Origin of the sequence: Bradyrhizobium elkanii WSM2783, assembly GCF_000472865.1 — a bacterium.
GTDB classification, from domain to species: domain Bacteria; phylum Pseudomonadota; class Alphaproteobacteria; order Rhizobiales; family Xanthobacteraceae; genus Bradyrhizobium; species Bradyrhizobium elkanii_A.
In genome coordinates this window covers 228,030-247,230 of sequence record NZ_AXAP01000001.1, presented here as the reverse complement: position 1 = coordinate 247,230, position 19,201 = coordinate 228,030, and the positions used below count along the sequence as shown (strand labels likewise).

Annotated in this window: 20 protein-coding genes and 1 tRNA gene; 6 read left to right on the top strand and 15 right to left on the bottom strand. The window is 59.5% G+C overall.

Annotation, left to right across the window (positions count from 1 at the left end; all coding sequences use genetic code 11):
• The first annotated feature begins 188 nt into the window (after positions 1-188).
• Positions 189-497, top strand: a complete 309-nt coding sequence (locus tag YY7_RS62895; protein WP_080663513.1) for an SEC-C metal-binding domain-containing protein — start codon at positions 189-191, stop codon at positions 495-497.
• Positions 498-571: 74 nt separating this feature from the next.
• Here YY7_RS62895 and YY7_RS0101160 read toward each other — a convergent pair whose 3' ends face one another.
• The 7 genes from YY7_RS0101160 to YY7_RS0101125 all read right to left on the bottom strand — a co-directional run bounded on the left by YY7_RS0101160 (position 572) and on the right by YY7_RS0101125 (position 6,659).
• Complete coding sequence (locus tag YY7_RS0101160; protein ID WP_028161622.1) at positions 572-1,264, bottom strand: hypothetical protein; 693 nt, start codon at positions 1,262-1,264, stop codon at positions 572-574.
• A 104-nt stretch (positions 1,265-1,368) separates the two neighbouring features.
• Positions 1,369-2,442, bottom strand: coding sequence for a type I restriction enzyme HsdR N-terminal domain-containing protein (locus YY7_RS50250; RefSeq protein ID WP_051396422.1), 1,074 nt, complete (start codon positions 2,440-2,442; stop codon positions 1,369-1,371).
• Positions 2,443-2,574: 132 nt separating this feature from the next.
• Positions 2,575-4,194, bottom strand: a complete 1,620-nt coding sequence (locus tag YY7_RS0101150) for a hypothetical protein (RefSeq protein ID WP_155254986.1) — start codon at positions 4,192-4,194, stop codon at positions 2,575-2,577.
• On the bottom strand, positions 4,151-4,846 hold the full coding sequence (locus tag YY7_RS0101145; RefSeq protein WP_155254985.1) for a hypothetical protein: 696 nt from the start codon (positions 4,844-4,846) through the stop codon (positions 4,151-4,153). The genes YY7_RS0101150 and YY7_RS0101145 overlap by 44 nt, the downstream gene beginning before the upstream one ends.
• Positions 4,843-5,496, bottom strand: coding sequence for a type VI secretion system-associated protein TagO (locus YY7_RS0101140; protein WP_028161619.1), 654 nt, complete (start codon positions 5,494-5,496; stop codon positions 4,843-4,845). The genes YY7_RS0101145 and YY7_RS0101140 overlap by 4 nt, the downstream gene beginning before the upstream one ends.
• A gap of 699 nt (positions 5,497-6,195) precedes the next feature.
• Positions 6,196-6,270: transfer RNA gene (locus tag YY7_RS0101130), tRNA-Glu, on the bottom strand.
• A 53-nt stretch (positions 6,271-6,323) separates the two neighbouring features.
• Positions 6,324-6,659 carry a hypothetical protein gene (locus YY7_RS0101125; RefSeq protein ID WP_028161617.1) on the bottom strand — a complete coding sequence of 112 codons (336 nt, stop codon included), beginning with the start codon at positions 6,657-6,659 and terminating at the stop codon, positions 6,324-6,326.
• Between the two features lie 117 nt (positions 6,660-6,776).
• Between YY7_RS0101125 and YY7_RS50245 the strand changes: the two genes are divergently transcribed.
• Both YY7_RS50245 and rpoH read left to right on the top strand, forming a co-directional pair.
• Entirely contained in the window at positions 6,777-7,781 is a 1,005-nt protein-coding gene (locus YY7_RS50245; protein WP_051396449.1) for an RluA family pseudouridine synthase, read from the top strand.
• Positions 7,782-7,974: 193 nt separating this feature from the next.
• Positions 7,975-8,871 carry an RNA polymerase sigma factor RpoH gene (gene rpoH, locus YY7_RS0101115; protein ID WP_028161616.1) on the top strand — a complete coding sequence of 299 codons (897 nt, stop codon included), beginning with the start codon at positions 7,975-7,977 and terminating at the stop codon, positions 8,869-8,871.
• Between the two features lie 92 nt (positions 8,872-8,963).
• Here the strand turns inward: rpoH and YY7_RS0101110 are convergent, their stop codons facing one another.
• From YY7_RS0101110 to YY7_RS0101100, 3 genes are all read right to left on the bottom strand, one after another.
• Positions 8,964-9,587 (bottom strand): peptidoglycan recognition protein family protein, encoded by a 624-nt coding sequence (locus YY7_RS0101110; RefSeq protein ID WP_028161615.1) that lies wholly within the window; start codon positions 9,585-9,587, stop codon positions 8,964-8,966.
• 23 nt (positions 9,588-9,610) lie between these two features.
• Positions 9,611-10,828 carry a GGDEF domain-containing protein gene (locus tag YY7_RS0101105; protein WP_028161614.1) on the bottom strand — a complete coding sequence of 406 codons (1,218 nt, stop codon included), beginning with the start codon at positions 10,826-10,828 and terminating at the stop codon, positions 9,611-9,613.
• Between the two features lie 622 nt (positions 10,829-11,450).
• Positions 11,451-11,840: a response regulator gene (locus YY7_RS0101100; RefSeq protein ID WP_028161613.1), complete on the bottom strand. Its 390-nt coding sequence runs from the start codon at positions 11,838-11,840 to the stop codon at positions 11,451-11,453.
• Between the two features lie 126 nt (positions 11,841-11,966).
• On the opposite strand from YY7_RS0101100, the gene YY7_RS0101095 reads away from it, so the two are divergent.
• Positions 11,967-12,821 (top strand): SDR family NAD(P)-dependent oxidoreductase, encoded by an 855-nt coding sequence (locus YY7_RS0101095; protein WP_028161612.1) that lies wholly within the window; start codon positions 11,967-11,969, stop codon positions 12,819-12,821.
• Between the two features lie 213 nt (positions 12,822-13,034).
• Here YY7_RS0101095 and YY7_RS0101090 read toward each other — a convergent pair whose 3' ends face one another.
• From YY7_RS0101090 to YY7_RS50240, 4 genes are all read right to left on the bottom strand, one after another.
• Positions 13,035-13,541, bottom strand: coding sequence for a YkgB family protein (locus YY7_RS0101090; RefSeq protein ID WP_433994479.1), 507 nt, complete (start codon positions 13,539-13,541; stop codon positions 13,035-13,037).
• A 192-nt stretch (positions 13,542-13,733) separates the two neighbouring features.
• Positions 13,734-14,708 carry a zinc-binding alcohol dehydrogenase family protein gene (locus YY7_RS0101085; RefSeq protein WP_028161610.1) on the bottom strand — a complete coding sequence of 325 codons (975 nt, stop codon included), beginning with the start codon at positions 14,706-14,708 and terminating at the stop codon, positions 13,734-13,736.
• Between the two features lie 39 nt (positions 14,709-14,747).
• Entirely contained in the window at positions 14,748-15,608 is an 861-nt protein-coding gene (locus tag YY7_RS0101080) for an alpha/beta fold hydrolase (protein ID WP_028161609.1), read from the bottom strand.
• 48 nt (positions 15,609-15,656) lie between these two features.
• Positions 15,657-16,493 (bottom strand): alpha/beta hydrolase, encoded by an 837-nt coding sequence (locus tag YY7_RS50240; protein ID WP_080663512.1) that lies wholly within the window; start codon positions 16,491-16,493, stop codon positions 15,657-15,659.
• A 429-nt stretch (positions 16,494-16,922) separates the two neighbouring features.
• Between YY7_RS50240 and YY7_RS50235 the strand changes: the two genes are divergently transcribed.
• Both YY7_RS50235 and YY7_RS0101065 read left to right on the top strand, forming a co-directional pair.
• On the top strand, positions 16,923-17,480 hold the full coding sequence (locus tag YY7_RS50235; RefSeq protein WP_080663511.1) for a sigma factor-like helix-turn-helix DNA-binding protein: 558 nt from the start codon (positions 16,923-16,925) through the stop codon (positions 17,478-17,480).
• 92 nt (positions 17,481-17,572) lie between these two features.
• On the top strand, positions 17,573-18,232 hold the full coding sequence (locus YY7_RS0101065) for a CGNR zinc finger domain-containing protein (protein WP_028161608.1): 660 nt from the start codon (positions 17,573-17,575) through the stop codon (positions 18,230-18,232).
• A gap of 65 nt (positions 18,233-18,297) precedes the next feature.
• Here YY7_RS0101065 and YY7_RS50230 read toward each other — a convergent pair whose 3' ends face one another.
• Positions 18,298-19,188 carry a cyclase family protein gene (locus tag YY7_RS50230; protein WP_051396421.1) on the bottom strand — a complete coding sequence of 297 codons (891 nt, stop codon included), beginning with the start codon at positions 19,186-19,188 and terminating at the stop codon, positions 18,298-18,300.
• Positions 19,189-19,201 lie beyond the last annotated feature (13 nt).

Sequence of the window (19,201 nt, the reverse complement as noted above, 5' to 3'; positions counted from 1 at the left end):
CCCGATGGCCAATGCAGCTTCGACTCGCTTTGGACAGAACTAGGCCTCAGCAAACTGACGCGGTGAGCGAAAACGCAAGTGGCTGCTGCGCAATTTGCCTGGGGTTGCTTGGCTGACGACGCCAGTCCATATTGTCTATTCGCTCGAAAGAGAATTTGTCGTTACGGGTTCTGTCGCTGGGCGCTCCCATGGTCAATTTGTACAAAGGTGTGGGACGAAACGACCCCTGCGGCAGCGGCAAGAAGTTCAAGAAGTGCTGTCTCAATTCACAAGGCCTGGACAAGCCGTCATCCGGCTTGCACCAAGTTGATCCTCAGGCGCGGGAAGTCGCCCGATCGCCGCTTGAGCAAGCGGAAGGCGCGATCCGTAAGTATGATCCATTCACGGAGCCGCCTGCGGAGCAGTGGCTTGCGCTGGACGAACAGGAACGGATCGATCTTGTATTGGAGTATCACCGACGCGCGGGGATCCGCCTCCCGCGCGAGCAAACGCGTTGACGCCATACAGCTTGTCAAAGCTCCTCGTGAGCCCATGCCGTTTCAGTTCGAGCCGATTAATGGGCGGGTTGTCACTAGACAATATCCAAGTCAACTTCAGTGAAAACTTCAACGATATAGGGTGCTTCAGTCAGAGAAGTTCTAAGAAGGCAAAATCGGAAACACTGCTCTTCCTTTTCGTCTCCAATCAATTTCAGCTTGGCGCGATACTTGGTGGATTTTTGAATTAGGTTTCCGGGGCTATCGTTAGCGCCGCCCCACCAGACTTCGCTGGCGTCTGCGTTACAGGTCACCACAGGCACCCGGATTTGTTGACCTTCGATTACGTCTTGCAGGTTCTGGAGCAAGACTTGGCGCGGCTTGAGCCATCCTGCCCAGCCTAACGACCTATGAAACGAACTGTACTCGACAACTATTTGGAGCTTGTCGTTACCGCCCTTAGCGTTCGCGATTAGCAACACCGGAGCCGTGGTTTGCGGCGTCATGCCTGCTGCGAGGTTGACGCTTTCAACATGATGGACGGGTGCGGGCCAAAGTCTTCGCTTGATGGTCGGCAACATGAGCGATGCGACGAGCACAATGCCCGCAAGTATGAATACCAAGCGCGCAGCATTTAGACTTAGGCCGAGCGGATCAGATGCCCACCTGATGAAAAGGCCCACCCAGTAGTCGGAACCAAAGCCAAGCAGCGCCAGAAACGCGAGGGCTATACCAGCAAGCAGTTTCGCCGCGAGTGATCCTACGAATGTCTGGAGGAATTGCTTCATTGAACCATGGATCACTGCTGCTGAGATAGCATTCAAACGCTTCCGCCGCTGAGCTTCGCATTATGAATTGCTTCACCTCGAGGACTACATACACATCATCTTCGTTAGGCTGGCAGATTGAGGAGCACCTTGAACGTGCCCTCTCCTTCTACTCGCGCTGTTGACGGAGTTGCCGCGATTGCAGAATCTAGAATCGGGTTGCCGGATGAAAAACCGCGCGCGAGTTGGTATCTGTAGTCGAACGCGAGCACCCCAACGAATGTGGCCGCTACATAGCCGGTCGCGTAGGTTGATACGGTGAACTGAAACCAGGGGAGGGGAACCGGCGGCAGCCCAGGCAGCAATTGAGCTTTCTGCCCCGGCGGAAGTTCGCCGCTCACCACGTTCTGAAAGATCGTTGGCCTTTCGACGTTTCTGGAAATGAACTCGTCCGAGCAATAGAAACTGAAATCTTCGAGCCCAGCGAGCTTGATCAGGGCCGCAAGCTGCTGATAGGGGCTCCTTACGCTCACTGAAGCCAGAAGCCGCCCATCGTCGTTCCGCTTGACTTGACCGCCGGTAACCGCTCCCACCAATCCCTTCAGCGCGTTCGCTTGAAACAGAGGATGGTCGGAATAGTGCTCGCCGTACAATACCTCCCCACCAACGATTTTTACTCCGGAAGGAAGGCCAGGCCCAAGGGGCTTATTGACGTCAGGGCGGGTTATCTCGGTGAGCCTTCGGATAGCGTCGTAACCCACGACATTGAAGAGATTCATAATCCTCTGTTCGGTTTCCTCGAACATCCAATTCAAATAGGGCTGTGTCAGTTGCCCAGTAGCGTACAGCCTAAACTCCCGCCCGTTAGTCAGTAGGAAGTAGGTCGCACTGATCTCTGGGTGAGCACAGTAGGTGTGAGCCTGCTCAACATCATCTTGAGTCAGCGACCGCGAAGGCGCTTTAACTTCTACGGCCCAGCGCCCATAGGACGTAGCATCGCAGATGTAGTCTGCTCGACCAGCCAAGGGAGGATCTTTCTTCGGCTGCTTCCGCCCCAGGAAGGCTCTGTCATAGCGTAGCGGGACCTCGGTGCGGATATTGGCAACCGTTCCATGTGCGTAGCCCAGTCGGTGCAGAAGCGGACGCACTATGATTTCGCGTACGTCCGTCTCGTTCATCGCATCGAAGTTCGGGGTCATTGGTCATTTCTCTTCACGTTGGCTGCGCTTACCGCCGCCCGGTCTCGCTGCAGAACGAATCGTTAGGTCGGTAGGATGCCCGAGAGCTCAAAGAAGCCAGCACTTCGGGGCCGCCTTCTCTTCCAGAAAGGATCAATACCAAGTCCGACAAAAGCAACGATCAAGCCAAAGAATTACATCACGGTCCATCCGCTGGGGAATAAACAAGCAATAGAGCAGCACTAAATGCGGTCGCTCGCGGAGCGAGTCTGGAATCAATGGACGCGACGTGTTTGCGGCCTCGCCAACTATGTCTTCCCAAGTTCTTTGGGTGCTCGTATCCAACACTCTATCTTCCGCGATAGCGTCTTGGCAGCGCGCAGGTCCAAAATCAACTGCATTCGGTAAACGAGTCCTGGCGTGCAGGAACCTCGTCAACGTAGGCCATAGAAGCTGGCAGTGGGACTTATAGTTGCGCCGCGCCAATAGCATGAATAAGGGCTCTGCGAACCAGGATCGGAGACGATGATCGTCCACATCGAGCTTCGAGTGCTGCACCCCAAGAAAATCGCTATATTTGTGCTCTACAACTTGACGCAAGGAATAGTACGGCCCTGCAAGATGCAACTGCGTCAGGTCGCTCGAATTTGAATGCAAGATGTCGCGCGTCAAAGTGAACAAACGTCTGTGAGGCTCAATTGTGCCCTGAAGATTGGAGAGAGCCCAAAACTCTGCAAGACAATACGGAATGATACCTTCCCAGAGAAGAAATGCGGAGTGCTTCTCTTTACAAACAAAGCTCCAGATGAAATCGGTTGTCTTTTCGTCGAAGCCGTTTGACTTATCGAGAACCGCTGCTGAAAGAATGCCTGAAATCATCTTTCTTCTGGGGTGGTAGTACGCAAACTCCCCGAAGATGTCACGGTTGATCAGCGGCCCACGTTCGTATTCCATTTTCACAGCTTGCACAAAGCAATGAATATGAGACTTCAGATTGATAGTTATCTCTTCGATGAACTGCCCGTCTCTTTTCCGCCGTCGCTTCCAGCGCGCTTGATAGCAAGCAACAGCCACAGCCAGGAGCGCATACATCTTTATCAGCTCAAAGTAGTTCGCCTGATCGATCCAGTTCGACGCTAGTACGGCTGCGATCAGGTGCAAGGCAGGGATAGCCGCATCGTTGTACTTAGTCGACACAAGCACATCGCTTAGAAGAGATACGAACTCAGCAAGTGGTAATTCATCGTCGCCTTTTGAAACAAAGATGTTGAGGACGTTGCGTTGCGTAGAGATATCAACGGGCCAGATAGTGTCTGCGGCGTTTACGATTTTTTGTAATAGCTGGCCGCGCGCGATTGTCTGCAAGGAACGAGCGTGAGGCGCCGCAATCGCCGCGTTCAGGCCAGTAATTGCCGCATAGACGTCTTCATGTATCTCGCCGTTAGTAACGAGAACTGGTGTATGCGGCGTGCCCGGCTTTATTGCTGGGTGCGAAACTGGTTGATAGATAAGCGTTTGCAATTGGGCTATTAGAGTATGCCACTGAGACATCGACAATCGTCCACCCGGATTGCCCTTCAATTGATAGGCGAACAGTTCTCCGGATGGGGACACCGCAATGACATCCTTTCCAAGCTCAAGCGCGGTGTGACTAGTATCGTGAAGGATCGTGTAGCCCTCCAACAGGAGAGCATTACGGAAGGCAAATTGGTACTGACGTTCGCCTGCACTATCCAGCCAAATTTCGATTAATTTCTCGCGTTCGGAACTCATCTCGCTTCTTTTCTATGAAGTCATCCCATCGCTTTCTTAGCGCCGGGTCATTGTCAAATTCGGCATCCAGCTTCTGAAATGTCGTCGCAATCCCCGAAGAAGTGACGATAGAGAAGTTCGGATTTCCATTTACATCGAAATCCATGTGCATACCGGAAAGTGCTTCGATGATTGTCTCATTGGTGAGCGGCTTTCCGTTTCCATCGTATCTCAGACCGGTTTTCTTGGTTACGTCGTCCATCGTCTCAAACAGATGCATCGACAGATGCTTCTCGAATTGATCGGCAATCTCATTAGCCTTTGTTAGAATGTAGCTCGCATCTACTGACTTCAATTCTTCAAAATCGATTATTACCTGGGCAGTAGCTTCCCTCATTGTCGTGTATTCTGTTTCGACGGTGCTACGCTCTATCGAGGTGGAGCGACCTTCATGGATAGCGTGAGACTTGATCTGACTTAATACGCCTCTACTGCGCGACCTAGCTTGAACGTACGCCTGAATGGCTTCGCGAAATGCTTCATCGAGTTTTGCGATTCTGGGTAACATGGCTGCAAACACCAAAGTTAGCAAAGCGCGTAAAGCAAGGAGCGAGCGAATGCTCTGGCCGTTAAATTGTTGGCGACCTATAAGCCGTTTCCGGTCAGGGCTCACTTGCTTTTCGCATTCGCAGTCGGCTTGCTAGCACTACGATCGTTCTTGGGCGTCGACCAATTGCAAGCCTCCTCGATCTTCGTTCGTACCGACGATACATCAGCGAGTTGGAACAACCCATCAGACTGGCGTCCACGAAATCCTGTAGCCCTGATGAAAAGCTTCCCACCGTCTGTCAGTAAACGAATGAACGCAACTGGCGCAGGCACAAACACGGCCTGCCCCGAAGTAGATTTATGCCACATGGTGCTGAGCGGCTGTTCGTCGTTGAGGCGCATTAGTACTGGGACACCATCACCAGAGTCGGTTATGAATGTATCGGAGGGCAAGAAAGCTGCTTCAGTCTTACGTTCCTTGCACCTCAGTACCAGCAAGGCCCCGGCAGGCTCTCCGCGGATAGCTGCTGAGACCTGAGGAGAGTCGTCGATCGGAGACCGATCTTCCTCAACGGCCCATTTTGCAGGCTCAGTATTGGGTTGAGAGCCTTTCTTATCTAGTTCAGCGCCTATCTCGTCGAAACATTTCAATCTTGCCGTGTCCGCACCGATCTTCTTGCACATGGCAAATGCCAGAGGCTCGAATTGAGCGAGCGATTGTTCGTTAGAAACAGACACGACAAAGAATACCGCTAGAAGCATCCGCAAAAGCATTGTTGCCCCACCAACCAAATCACCAGCGGTTGCATTTTGCCCACTGCTCGCGGTTTTTCAATCGGGATTTGGCCGGCGAAACAGCAATGAGCCGGCTCCGACAAAGGACGCGCCGCGTTCTATCGGCGTGCTGGTAACCTCTTATCTGAACAGTGACGCGTTCGCGTCGCTCGGCGAAGGAAGCCAGTCAGGCTATCGCAATCGAATGGATCAGATCCGCCGCGATCACGCGACATCGTGCGGTAGCTGGGCTGACGAAAGAACGGATTGGAGAAAAAATCCCGAAGCCGCTGGCAAACAAACCCGGCGCGAAACTCGATACGCTGAAGAAATTTCGCATCCTGATCCGCCACGTCAAGGACGATCTGAAGTGGCTCGCACTTGACCCTTCAGACGGAATCAAGCGCGGCAAATCGAAGGAAATCCGCGCCTGGACCGACGCCGAAACGGTTTGCGCAAGACGTTCCGTCGGTTGCTCGCCGACCAGGCGCGACCGCTCACGACATCATGACCGCGCTAGGTCATCTGACATCGGCCGAAGCTGAGCGCTACACGCGTGAAGCCGATCGTCGCCGTGGTGGCCGCCGCGCAATCGTGAAGTTGGAAGATCACTAGGCGAACAAAACTCCCCAAACCTCTTCCGTAAATTTGGGAAAACCGGCGAAAACCTAAGCGAAATCAATATGAGGGGAAGACAGCTGGCGCTCCCTAGGGGAATCGAACCCCTGTTTCAGCCTTGAGAGGGCCGCGTCCTAACCGCTAGACGAAGGGAGCGTTGCGGTCTCAGGCAATAGCCTCGAAAACCGAAAACTGCAAGCGAGCTCGGCTCAGGGTTCGCTGACGAAGCGGAGTTTTCCTGCGGGTTTCAGCGTTTTTGCATCGAAGGTGCGGATTTCGGTGGCTCCGCCTATATCGAGGGTCACCACCAGGCGGTCGCCGGCGATGCCGGTGGAGACGATGCGGGCGCCCTTCGGCAGCGCCGCCGTGATGTCGGTCGCGGCGGCAGGGCTTCCCTCCCCGCGGTAAAAGCGATACCCGACGGCGATGAGGACCACGGCCACTGCCAGCGCCGAGGTCAGGCCCGCGATCAGCATCATCCGCCGCACCCGCGCGATCAGGGCGGCCTGCTCTTGGGTCGGTTCAGGGATCGTTGCGTCGGTCATGGGCGGCTCTTTAAACATGATCTGCGGAAGTGGAAACCGGTTTTGCCGAAGAAAGTAAGCGTGAACGAAGAAGAACAGGGCGCCCCCTGCCCTGACGTCCCCTCCGGCGGCCAACGGCTGGCGGTCGTCGTTCAGGGCGATGAGGGCTCGCCCCGGCTCGACCGTGTCCTCGCCGCGCGCCTGCCGGAACTGTCGCGGTCGCGGCTGAAGGCGCTGATCCTCGCCGGTTCCGTCACGGTGAAGGACGCTCCCGTCCGCGACCCTGCTTTTCACGTCGCCGCAGGCGATACGGTTATAGTCGAGGTTCCGGAGGCGGTGCCGCCGGAGCCGAAGGGCGAGGATATCGCGCTCGACATCGTCTACGAGGACGACGACCTCATCGTCATCGACAAGCCGGCCGGCCTCGTGGTGCATCCCGCCGCCGGTCATGAGAGCGGCACGCTGGTCAACGCCCTGATCGCCCATTGCGGCGCCAGCCTTTCCGGCATCGGCGGCGTGCGGCGTCCGGGGATCGTGCATCGGCTGGACAAGGATACCACCGGCTTGATGGTGGTCGCCAAGAACGACCAGGCCCACCAGTCGCTGACCGCGCAATTTGCCGACCATGGCCGCACCGGGGAGATGGAGCGCGGCTATCTGGCCTTCATCTGGGGTGTGCCGAACCGCCAGCGCGGCACGATCGATGCGCCGATCGATCGTCATCCCTATGCTCGCGAGAAGATGGCGGTGCGCGAAGGCGGGCGCGAGGCGATCACCCACTGGGAGCTGCAGGAGATGTTTCAGGGCCGGGACGGCAAGCCGGTCGCCTCCCTGCTGGCCTGCCGGCTCGAGACCGGACGCACCCATCAGATCCGGGTGCACCTCGCCCATATCGGCCATCCCCTGCTAGGCGATTCGGTCTACGGGCCGCATTTCAAGACCAAGGCCAGCCAACTGGGGCTCGAGGCGCAAGCAGCGCTGGCCGCCCTCGGCCGCCAGGCGCTCCACGCGTACCTCCTTACCATCGAGCATCCCAGGACCGGGGAAATTTTGCATTGGGAGGCGCCTCTGCCGGAGGATTTGCTTCTCCTGAAAGGCGCTCTCGGAGGTGGCGCTATGACGCACCCCTTGAAAAACCATTGATATGACAATAGGTTATACCAGCCACACGGGGACGTGACGTCAGCAATCCTTCCCTATCGGGGGCCATTGGGTGTATTGTTGCACCTGCGTTGAATATCCAACGCGGAACATCGCAAGCCGGTCGGCTTTAACACAGCGGCCGCCTGCCGGGCCCGCCGCTATCGGGGGCCTGAACCAACTGGAGGGCGCAAGTATGGCCCGTACAGCTACGTTGCCGGTTCTCAATGGAGAATCCGGTCTTTCCAGATACCTCGCCGAGATCCGTCGGTTCCCGATGCTGGAGCCGCAGGAGGAATATATGCTCGCCAAACGTTGGCGCGAGCACGACGATCGCGACGCGGCACATAAACTCGTCACCAGCCACCTCAGGCTCGTGGCCAAGATCGCCATGGGCTATCGCGGCTACGGCTTGCCGATATCCGAAGTCGTATCGGAAGGCAATGTCGGCCTGATGCAGGCGGTGAAGCGGTTTGAGCCCGAGAAGGGCTTCCGTCTCGCCACCTACGCCATGTGGTGGATCAAGGCGTCGATTCAAGAGTACATCCTGCGTTCATGGTCGCTCGTGAAAATGGGCACGACCGCGAACCAGAAGAAGCTGTTCTTCAACCTGCGCAAGGCGAAGAGCAAGATCTCCGCGCTGGACGAGGGTGATCTCCACCCCGACCAGGTGAAGCTGATTGCGAGCCGCCTCGGCGTGACGGATCAGGACGTGATCGACATGAACCGCCGTCTCGGCGGGGACGCGTCGCTCAACGCGCCGATCCGCGACGACGGCGAAGCAGGCGAATGGCAGGACTGGCTGGTCGACACCGCGCCGAACGCGGAAGCCCTGATGGCGGAGAGCGAAGAGTTCGATCATCGCCGCCAGGCTTTGACCGGCGCCATCAGCGTGCTCAACCCGCGCGAACGCCGCATCTTCGAGGCGCGGCGCCTCGCGGACGAGCCGATGACGCTGGAAGACCTCGCCGCCGAATTCGGCGTCTCGCGCGAACGCGTGCGGCAGATCGAGGTCCGCGCTTTCGAGAAGGTGCAATCGGCCGTCAAGGGCACGATCGCCAAGCAGGAAGCGGCGCTCGAAGCCGCGCACTGACAGCACGACGAGAACAAATCACTCGGTCAAAGCCGGCGGCGACGCCGGCTTTTTCTTTGCGACCATGAACCCGCTGAACGCGCGGCTCCCGCCTACTCGCCCCACTCCCGTGCCATCTTCGCCAGGGCGCAGCCCTCGCAATAGCGGGCGTCCTTGAAGTCGATCCAGTTATGGGCGTAGACGCGCTCGAGCGGGATGTTGTAGCGGCTGCGCAGCACCTTCACCAGGATCCGCCACGCCGCGACTTGCGCCTCGGTAGGCGGACGCGTCACGTCGGGATAGTTGCCGGCGAATTCGACGCCGATCGAATTGCCGGCGACGACCTGGTGATAGGTCGGGCCGTTGTCGATATATTTGTTGTCGTTGCGGTTGGCGCCGTCGCCATGGGTCGTCACCAGCTTCTCGTCGACCGCCCAATAGACCGTGCCGTCGGTCTCGACCCACACCATCACGCCGCGCCGGCGCGGGTTTTTGGATTGCGCCTGTGCGCCGCCGCGGGCCGAGCCTGCGGGGCCCTCGGTCTGGTGCACGATGATGTTGCGCCAGGGATGGGATCTTGCGACGTCGCCCCAGGGCGCCAGCCACACCATCTTCAGACCGGGGATTTCGGGTGTGCCCGAGGATCGCGCGATCGCCGCAAGGTCAGGCGTCTGCGCGACGGCCGGCGTGACGAGCGCGGCGATGCAGAGCGCCGCCGCAAGCAGGCGAGGGTTCATGCATCAGCCCCCGTGAGGCGGCTTCACGCCGTTTTGCGCCGCACGATGTCAGGCATGTCGGCGATGTCGGGCACTATCGGCGGAGCCGGCTCGGAAATCGCGTAGCCGTCGCGGCCCCGCTTCTTGGCTTCATAGAGTGCCCGGTCGGCGGCGGCGATCAGCCGGTCCGGATAGGCGCCGATCTCCCTGGTCCATTGCGCAACCCCGATCGAGACCGCGATCGGGATCTCCTGGCCCGAGCATTCGGCCGCATCGGCCCGGCACACCTCCAGCACGCGGCGGGCGATCATCGCCCCCTCAGCCAGCGTGGACGACGGCAGCACGATGCAGAACTCGTCGCCGCCGCTGCGCGCCAGCATGTCGGCCGGCCGCAACCGGGTCTGCGCCATCAGCGCGAAATGCTGCAGGCAGGCGTCGCCGGCAGCATGGCCATGGGTATCGTTGATACGCTTGAAGCCGTCGAGGTCGATCACGAGCAGCGCGAACGGCTCGCCGCTGCGCACCGAGCGGGCGCATTCCTCGGTCAGCCGCTGCACGAAATGCCTGCGATTGCCGACCCCGGTGAGGTCATCGAGCAGCGCGAGATCGGCGACTTCGTTGCGCAGCCGGTCGATCGCCATCAACAGGAGGCCGAAGTTCCAGGCCATCGACAGGAATATCACGATCAGGATCAGCGCAGCCTGAATCCCGTTGAAATCGACGATCGAGAGATCGCCCCCGACCCGCATCAGCGCCAGGACCGAGCGAACGCCATAGGCGATAATGAGAAGAGCGCAGCAGATGGCGGCAAGGCGGGCGCCGGGATTCTGGTCGTCGCGCCGCATGATCAGCAAATGCAACGTCACCGCCGCCGGGATGATCTGTCCGAGGGAATAGATCGCGATCCGCATCGGCATGTCGTCCTGCACGAACTGGAAATAGGCGAGGCCGATGCAGGTCAGGCCGACACCGAGCACAGGCATGCGCCAGGAGATCGGCAGGTTGTAGAACCGCTGGACGCCCATGACCACGAACCAGCAGGCGAAGGTCAGAAGCGCATTGCAGCCGATCAGCAGCAGGCTGAAGTCGACCACGCCGCGCAGCATCGAAGCTGCGGCACCCGCGATCGCCGTAAACGCAGCCGCCGTCCAGAACCGCGCTGCTTCGAACTTGGGATAGCAGCGCGAGACGTAGACCCAGACCAGGCCAAGCGCGAAAAAGTTGGTGACGGATACCGTCCACAGCGTCGGAACGCTCAGCACCGCAAATCCAGGATGTGCATCCTGCCCCTTCCCACAGGTGAACGGGCCGCTCGTGACGGCTCTCTCGCGACCGGCAACATGCCGTCGTCTGGCTTAACGGAATCTCAATTTGATCGCCTATTCGGTGCTGTGGTTTTGAAACAATAAAGATCGAATTTCCGCAGCATTAACCTTACCAGCTTGACCATCGATGCCGCCGGGCGCGTGTGGCGCGCGCGGTGGAGCGTGGCAGTGCGGCGAAAAACCGTGTCAAACTGCGTAACAGTTGTGGATAACACGATGACAGTGAGGTGACAGCCCGCGGCAGCACGCCGCGAATCTGCTGAGCTTGCCAACCGAGGATGTTGCGAGGTTGGCCCTCCGCCAAGCATGCCTCAGCGTCGCGTTTCAATCCATTTAACCCTGAGAGGATACTATGGCTAAGAAAGCGAAGAAGGCGAAAAAGGCGAAGAAGGCCACCAAGAAGAAGAAGGCCAAGAAGTAACTGTTTCAGCCCGGGCGGCGGCGCGCGCTCGCCCCGCCCGGGCGCTCAACCGGAGTTGGTCAAACCGGCGGGCTTGCGGCCCGCCGTTTGATTTTGCGCCCACCGATCGGAAGCCCACAACGCGCATGGGATTATGCCCTAACGCGCTCCATCCCGCGCCAGCACCGTCCGCTCCGCCTCGCGGATCACATCCAGCGGTGCCCAGGGCTTCGACCAGAATTTGGCGCCATCGGGCAGCTGCCGCCTCAGCGGCTTGCCCGAGGTGACGATAACGCCGAGGGCCGGATTGCGGCGCTTGGCGATGTGAGCGAGCTCGACGCCGTCCTTGTAGCCGGCGAGCTCGACGTCGGTCATCATCAGATCGATATCCTCGCCGTCGCGCTGCAAAACCACCTCCGCGGCTTCGGCGCTGGCGCATTCGATCACGTCGAAATCACTCTCTTCCAGCAAGAGCCCGATCATCTGCCGCTGCATCGGGTCGTCTTCGACGATGAGCGCTCTCGCGCGAGGCGTTCTTGCCTGTTCCATGGCGCCTCCGTTCGTGGAGTTAAAGCAAGTTAAAACCTGCACCGCGATCTGGTTCAGTTCGAATTTGAAAAACTTGCGGAACCCTGTGCTACAGATGGTTCCCCTTCCTCTTTGGGAGCTGATCGCATGACTACGATCTCGGCAAGCGCGGTGGCCCTGACGGGAGCCGCCAGCGGCATCGGCCGGGCGCTCGCGCTCGAGCTTGCCGCACGCGGCGCCGATCTCGCGCTGGCCGACCGCGACGAGGCCGGCCTTGCTGCGGTGGCCGCCGAGGTTGCAAAAGCAGGCGCGCCGAAAGTCACGGTGCATCGCGTCGACGTCGGCGAAACCGATCAAATCGCGGGCTTCGCGGAGGCCGCAACCAGCGCGCACCCGTCCCTCAACATCCTCATCAACAATGCCGGGGTCACCCTGCTCGGCCAGTTCCACGAGATCGAGCAGGCGCAGATGGAGTGGCTGTTCAACACCAACTTCTGGGGCACGGTGCATGCGACGCGGGCCTTCCTGCCGCAGCTTGCGCGGCAGCGCGAGGCGCATATCGTCAACGTGTCCTCGATCTTCGGCATCGTCGCACCGCCCGGCCAGACCGCCTATTGCGCCTCGAAATTCGCGGTGCGCGGCTTCTCCGAAAGCCTGCGGCATGAGCTTGCCGCCGCACGCAGCCCGGTGCGGCTGTCGGTGGTGCATCCGGGCGGCGTCGCGACCAACATCGTCCGTAATTCCCGCACCGGCGCCGGCGTATCCGACAATGCGCGCCGCGCGCAGGCGATCGAATGGTTCGATGCGGCCGCCAGGACGACACCGACTGCCGCCGCGCGCAGCATCATCCAAGGCGTCGAGAACAACCGGCCGCGCATCCTGATCGGCAGCGACGCGCGCTTGATGGACCTGCTGCAACGCTTGCTCCCGGCGACGTATTGGTCAGTGCTGCAGCGGCGGCTCGGGAGAGAGACGGCGCAAGCGGGGACATCCTCGCGATAGCGCCGTAGGATGGGTAGAGCGCGGCGAAACCATAGCGATGGAGCAAGCCGCGCGAATGATGGGTTTCGCTACGCTCTACCCATCCTACAACTCTCGTCATTGCGAGCGGAGCGAAGCAATCCATTTCGCCACTTGCGGAAGCATGGATTGCTTCGCTTTGCTCGCAATGACGGAGAGTGAGAACCCCGCAACAATGGCGAAGAAGGACCCCCCTCACATACGACGTGATCGGATGAAAGATCGCGGCAAAGAAGCCAGGAACAACACGACACAGACGCAAAGCAGGACGATGTCCTTGAAGATGAACTGGCCGGTCAAGTTCCAGGCCATCGGGTCGGTCGACCAACTCCATTTAACGACACCGGGCGTCGTGAAGAAGAATGACCAGGTGATGGCGAACGTAATCATGCCTAACAGCGAACTGACCGCCGACAAGATCGGGCTGAACGCGCCTGCCGCAAGAAGCACGGCAATACCCAGCTCCACGACGCCGAGGAAATACGCTTCTCCCCGGATACCCAGCACCGATAACCACGAAATGAACGGACTATTGCTGATGAATTGAACAATGCCCTGCGCGGACTGCGGCGTGAACTTTTGCATGCCGAACGACACGAAGATGACAACCATGACCCAGCGGAGGATAGCCAGCAGGCCGTAAGGCCCGTCGCCCTTTTCGGCGACGTGGAATGGCGTCTTCATGTTGAAGGGCATCTTCATGTAGATCACCTCTTTCCTTGACGGACTGCACTGACGCGTTGAAGTTCATGACATCCCGTACGCATGGGCAGCGCCCGTCGTTACGGGTACCTACAGCTCCCTGATTCACAACGATGTGTAGGGGGTCGGCCGCGTTCATAGCGGTCGTAGGTGATGCTCACCGCCAATGCCAATGCAGCCTGGCGCGCGGGCTCACGCGTGCACGACGACCAATTTTCCTTTGGCCTCGTTGGCCTCCATGACGCGATGCGCCTCGCGGATCTCCTCGAAACGGAAGATCCGGGCGGGCTTCACGTCGAGCCGACCCGCGGCGGCGTCGGCGGCAATCTGCTGAAGTGGCACGTCCGAGAGCGCAAAGCCCGGGGTCCCGAACACGAAGCTGCCGAAGAAGGTCAGATAGACGCCGCTGGCCATCTGCAGCAGCGGATTGAAGTCGGGGATCGGATCAAGGCCGCCGAGCCAACCGGCGAGACAAGAACGGCCGCCGCGCCGAAGCATGGCGAGAGAATCCAGCATGACGGTATTGCCCACGAGGTCGAGCACCGCATCGATCTTCTTTGCCTCGGGGATGACCTTCGACAAATCTCGGCGCTCTATTTCGCAGCGCTCGGCGCCCAGCTTTTCGAGCATGGCGAAGCGATCGCGGCTGCGGCTCGTTGCGATCACACGCGCCCCGGCATTGACGGCCATCTTGAGCGCGGCCTGACCAAACGAAGAAGTTGCCCCGCGAATGACGAGCAATTGCCCCTTCTCGATCTCGAGATTGCGGAACAGGCAGGTCCATGCGGTCGCATAGGTTTCGGGAATCGTGGCGAGTTCGGCCCAGGGCAGATCCGATTCGATCAGCGCGACATTCGAGACCGGCGCGCGGGTATATTCGGCATAGCTGCCATTGATCGTGCGGCCGAGCCCGCCCATCAGCGCGGCGACTTTCGCGCCGATCGGAAACTCGCCGCCGGGACAGGATTTGACGAGGCCGACGCACTCGATGCCGCTGACCGGAGCAGCCTCTGCCCACTCGCCCCTGCGCATATGCAATTCGGCGTGGTTGATGCCGAACGCCTTCACCTGGATCACGACATATCCCGCCTTCGGTTCAGGCTCCGGGATCTCCTTGATCACCAGGCTGTCGAGGCCGCCAAATTTCTCGAGAACGATTGCGCGCATCGGACCACCCTTCGAAACAGACTGTTCGGGCCGCACATTTCACTTCAAGCGCGAAAGAAAATCGCGGATCACGGCGGCGATTTCTTCGCAGTGAGTCTCAAGTGCAAAATGACCGGTATCGAAGAAACGGACTTGCGCGCCCGGAATGTCTCGCTTGAACGCCTCCGCGCCTGGCAGCAGAAAGAACGGATCGTTCTTGCCCCAGACCGCCAGGAACGGCGGCTTGTGCTTGCGGAAGTACGCCTGGAAAGCCGGGTAGAGCGCGACGTTGCTCTTGTAGTCGGCAAATAGGTCGAGCTGAACCTCGTCGGCGCCGGCGCGGGCCAAATAGAAGTTGTCGAGTGAATAGCCGTCCGGGGACACAGAGGTCGTATCGGACACGCCGTGCGTATATTGCCAGATCGTCGCCTCAGGGGCGAGGAAGGATCGCAGCGCGTTGCGATTGGCCTGCGAAGGATCTCGCCAATAGGCCTGGATCGGATTCCACCCCTCGCTCAGCCCCTCCTCATAGGCGTTGCCGTTCTGCGAGATGATTGCCGTGATGCGCCCCGGATGGCGAACAGCCAGTCGAAAGCCCGTCGGGGCGCCGTAATCGAACACATAGATCGCGAAACGGGTGAGCCCGATCACTTCGGTGAAGCGTTCGATCACGTCGGCCAATCGGTCGAACGTGTAGGAAAACCTGTCGCGAGACGGCATGTCGGATTGGCCGAAGCCGGGCAGGTCCGGTGCTATGACGCGAAAGCGATCCGACAGGGCCGGGATCAATTCGCGAAACATATGACCGGAGCTTGGGAATCCGTGAAGCAGCAGCAGTGCTGTCGCATCGGCCGGCCCAGCCTCGCGGTAGAATACCTTGAAGCCGTCGACATCTGCCTTCCGGTAATGAACCTTGGTCATGAAGAGTTCCTGTCTCGTGTCGAGAGATAGTAACCGTCTTACGACGTTTTATACGGTTACTACATTCGGACAGGTGATACGCCGCGCGTCTTCCCTGTCCTTCTTGTCATGCTCGATATCGAGCGACGCAGCTGCGCGATACTCCTCGCAGATCGCGTGCACCCGGGCCGGATCGCGATAGGTTTCGATGTACGCCGCCCTGACATCGGGGCCGAAGGAGCCCTGGCCAAACGGATTATCGAATACCGCATCGGGCGCACCCAGGAGATATTTTTCCGGAAGCGGCTCCTTCTGGCACAGAAGAATCCAGGGCCAGTACGTCGTGGCGAACTTTGCATTGGCGCGAGCCCATCCTTCCGAGATCGGGATGACGTCAAACACGGCGAGACGGCGCACCCGTTCCGGATGATCGAGCGTGAGGCGATAGGAAACGCGGCCACCACGGTCGTGTCCGACGAGATCGAATTTCGAGAAGCCAAGCTTGTCCATCACCGTGACAAGTTCGTTCCCCATTGCCCGCTTTGAATAGGGGTAATGATCCTCGGCGGAAGCGGGCACGCCGCTGCGGCCATAGCCGCGCAGGTCGACGCAGATCACCGTGTGCTTGCTCGCCAGTTGCGGCGCTACGTAGCGCCACATCAGGCTGGTTCGCGGAAACCCGTGCACCATGAGCAGCGGGGATCCCTTACCGTAACGCCTGATGAAAATGGTGTTCTCGCCGGTATCGATTTCCGCCGTCTCAAACGGATCGGAAGCGGTCGATGCGGCATCGTCGACGGGTTGGGCGGCGGCGCGCTGCGCCAGGGTGAACGATAGTGCAGTGCCGGAAGCTGCGGTAATTGCTAGAAGCACGGTGCGACGTGCGACGTCTGTATTGTCGATCATCTGCTGGAGTCTCCCTGACAACGGCCACGGTGATGCCAACCGCGCCGACTTGACCACATGAAGTTCCCGCTCTCAGGCGTAGTAACTTGTCTGTGACGTTCTCGGAGGTTACGTCACTTCTTCTTGATATGGCTGTTCCAACCCATTCAGACCGGTCTCACGTGACCATCTTTCGTTGGACAAACGGCTTTGGTTACAGCGGACGGAAAATTTGCCAGCGCCTTCTTGCTTGCGTCGAGAGGAGCCTCTCCAATGGACAGCATCCACGATAAAGGAACCGATTGCGCTGCATGTACCTGGACCCAGAGCGCCCGGAGTTCAGCCGAGAAGCTCCTGTCCTCCGACGCCGCAGGTCGTTCGCCGCGAACCGCGCAGAACGCATTGCAGTCCACGAATTGGGATAGCCGTTCCGAGCGATGGGGTCGCCTGATGGTCGCCGCGCAAGATGGTGACAGCCGGGCCTACGAGCAGTTGCTCCGCGAAATAGACGTCTGGCTCCGTCGTTATTATGCACGGCGGCTTCCCTATCCTGTATCAGATGATGCAAGACAGGATGCGCTTCTCGCGATCCATGCCAAACGGCACACTTACGCTCCATCGAGAGCCTTCGGGGCGTGGGTCAGGGCGATTGCACGCTACAAGGGGATCGATCGCATACGTGACGCGTCTCGATTCGCCGCGCTCCCGCTCGACGAAGACATATCGACCGGGGACCACGAGGGGACCGCGGTAAGTGCCGCCACGCTGGACGATTTGCTTGGCCGGCTGAAGCCCGCGCAAGCCATCGTGATCCGCCTCGTGAAGCTCAACGGCCTCAGCATTGTCCGCGCGTCCGACGTCACAGGCCAGTCTGCGCCGCTCGTCAAGATCAACATCCATCGAGGCCTGAAGAGATTAGCTGCCCTGGTCTCCGGCGACGTCGTTGCCGCAACGACACCAGCTCATTCCCAGCAACACCGCGGCGCGCGAGATGCGAACAGCATCTAAATGGTTTTCTGCGGGTTATTGCAGACAAGCTACCAGCGGCTATATTTCGCCTTGCCGGCCTATCGATAGTTGCCGGTCTCTCTGGGACTCCTGTGACAACCAAGCGCCCGCCACCCATCTTCATCGCTGACAACCCGGGGCTGGACTTCTTGAACTCCATTGCGGTCCCGGTGGATGTCACGGTCGAGTGGCTGGCGTCGGGAGAAGATCTTCTGGCGTGGCTGAAACAGGCCGGATTGGTGCCGGACGAGGTGCTGAACGGTTTTCGCAAGAGCGCCCTTCCCGGCGAGCTGGACGCCATTGCAGCGCAAGCGCGCGCGCTGCGGGACTGGTTCAAGCCCTTTGTCTACAAACATATGGGTAAGCCCATTGGGCAGAATGCCCTGCGCCAACTCGAACCGCTCAATCAAATGCTGGCGCGCGACGACGAGTTCGGCCAGGTCGTGGTGCGCGATCGACCTAACAAGCGGCACCATGGCCATGGCGGGGTGTCCGGCCTCGTCTGGCGCCGAGAGCGGCGCTGGCAATCACCGGACTCGCTGCTTCTCCCATTGGCGCGATCGCTGGCCGACCTCGTCTGCAGCGAAGACTTCACCTATGTGAAGGCGTGCGAGGGGCCGGACTGCACGCTGTTGTTCGTCGATCGAACCCGAAGCCGCGCGCGCAGGTGGTGCAGCATGGCGGCGTGCGGCAACCGGGCGAAACAGGCCGCGCATCGCAAGCGCGCCCAGCAGGCCAAACGTTCGAAGTAGATACATCCGCCGGACGCAGGGATCCGCGATAGCGCGTCCCGCGTCCTCACTTGTCGCGCAACTGGTCAGCGGCCGTCCGGGCCGCCCGACATCATGCCCGATGGAATCTGGCGTGGCCCAAAGATCGCCTTCGCCACGTCACCGACGGCCTCGACGTTCTCCTCCACGTCCTGGAAGCACACGATCCGGCAAGGGCAGGCTTCGAGCCCCTCATAGCGCCATGGAAACGCGCCGATGACGGCGCGCTTGTTCAGCATCAACTCGATGTCGCCGCCGACGTTCTCGGCGTGAATGAGTCCTTCCTGAAATGCCTGCGAGTGAAAGGGGAAATAGTCTTCCACGACTTTTCGCCCCGAACGCTTGTGCGTGTACGAGTTCTTGCCGAAGAACTCGTCGCAGCTCATTCCGACCTTGGCCTCGAACTGTTTTGCGAGGTCGGGCCGCATGCGCCTGATCGTGGTGTTCATCGCGTGGTCGCCGGAACCGCAATCGATCCCGAACCATTTGATCTTCTTCTTCAGCATCCAATCGAGAAGCTCCTGCTTCCCTCCGGGATGCATGCAGAAATACTTCACCAGGTCCTGCTGCGGCTTGCCTTCCCAATAGCGGTGCCAGCCGGTGTGAATGATAAGGATGTCGCCGTCCTTGACCTCAACCGGCGCGCTCTCGATCATTTCGGGCGTGATGACGGCCCAATCCTCCATATGCTCGGACACATCGACGACGGCGCCCGGTCCGACCAGGAAATCCAGCGGATAGGATGCCATGTCGCCCATCCCATCCGTACCGTGCATCGCACCGTCGATGTGGGTTCCGACATGGAGCGCGGAATCGATCCGCTGGGCGACGATGTGGATCGTCTGCAGATTCTGAGCGTAGTACATCTTGTTGCCGGCATATCCGACCCAGCCGGGCGTGTGCACATTCATCAGATGAGACAAGTCGACGATCTTCATCGCGCGAATTCCT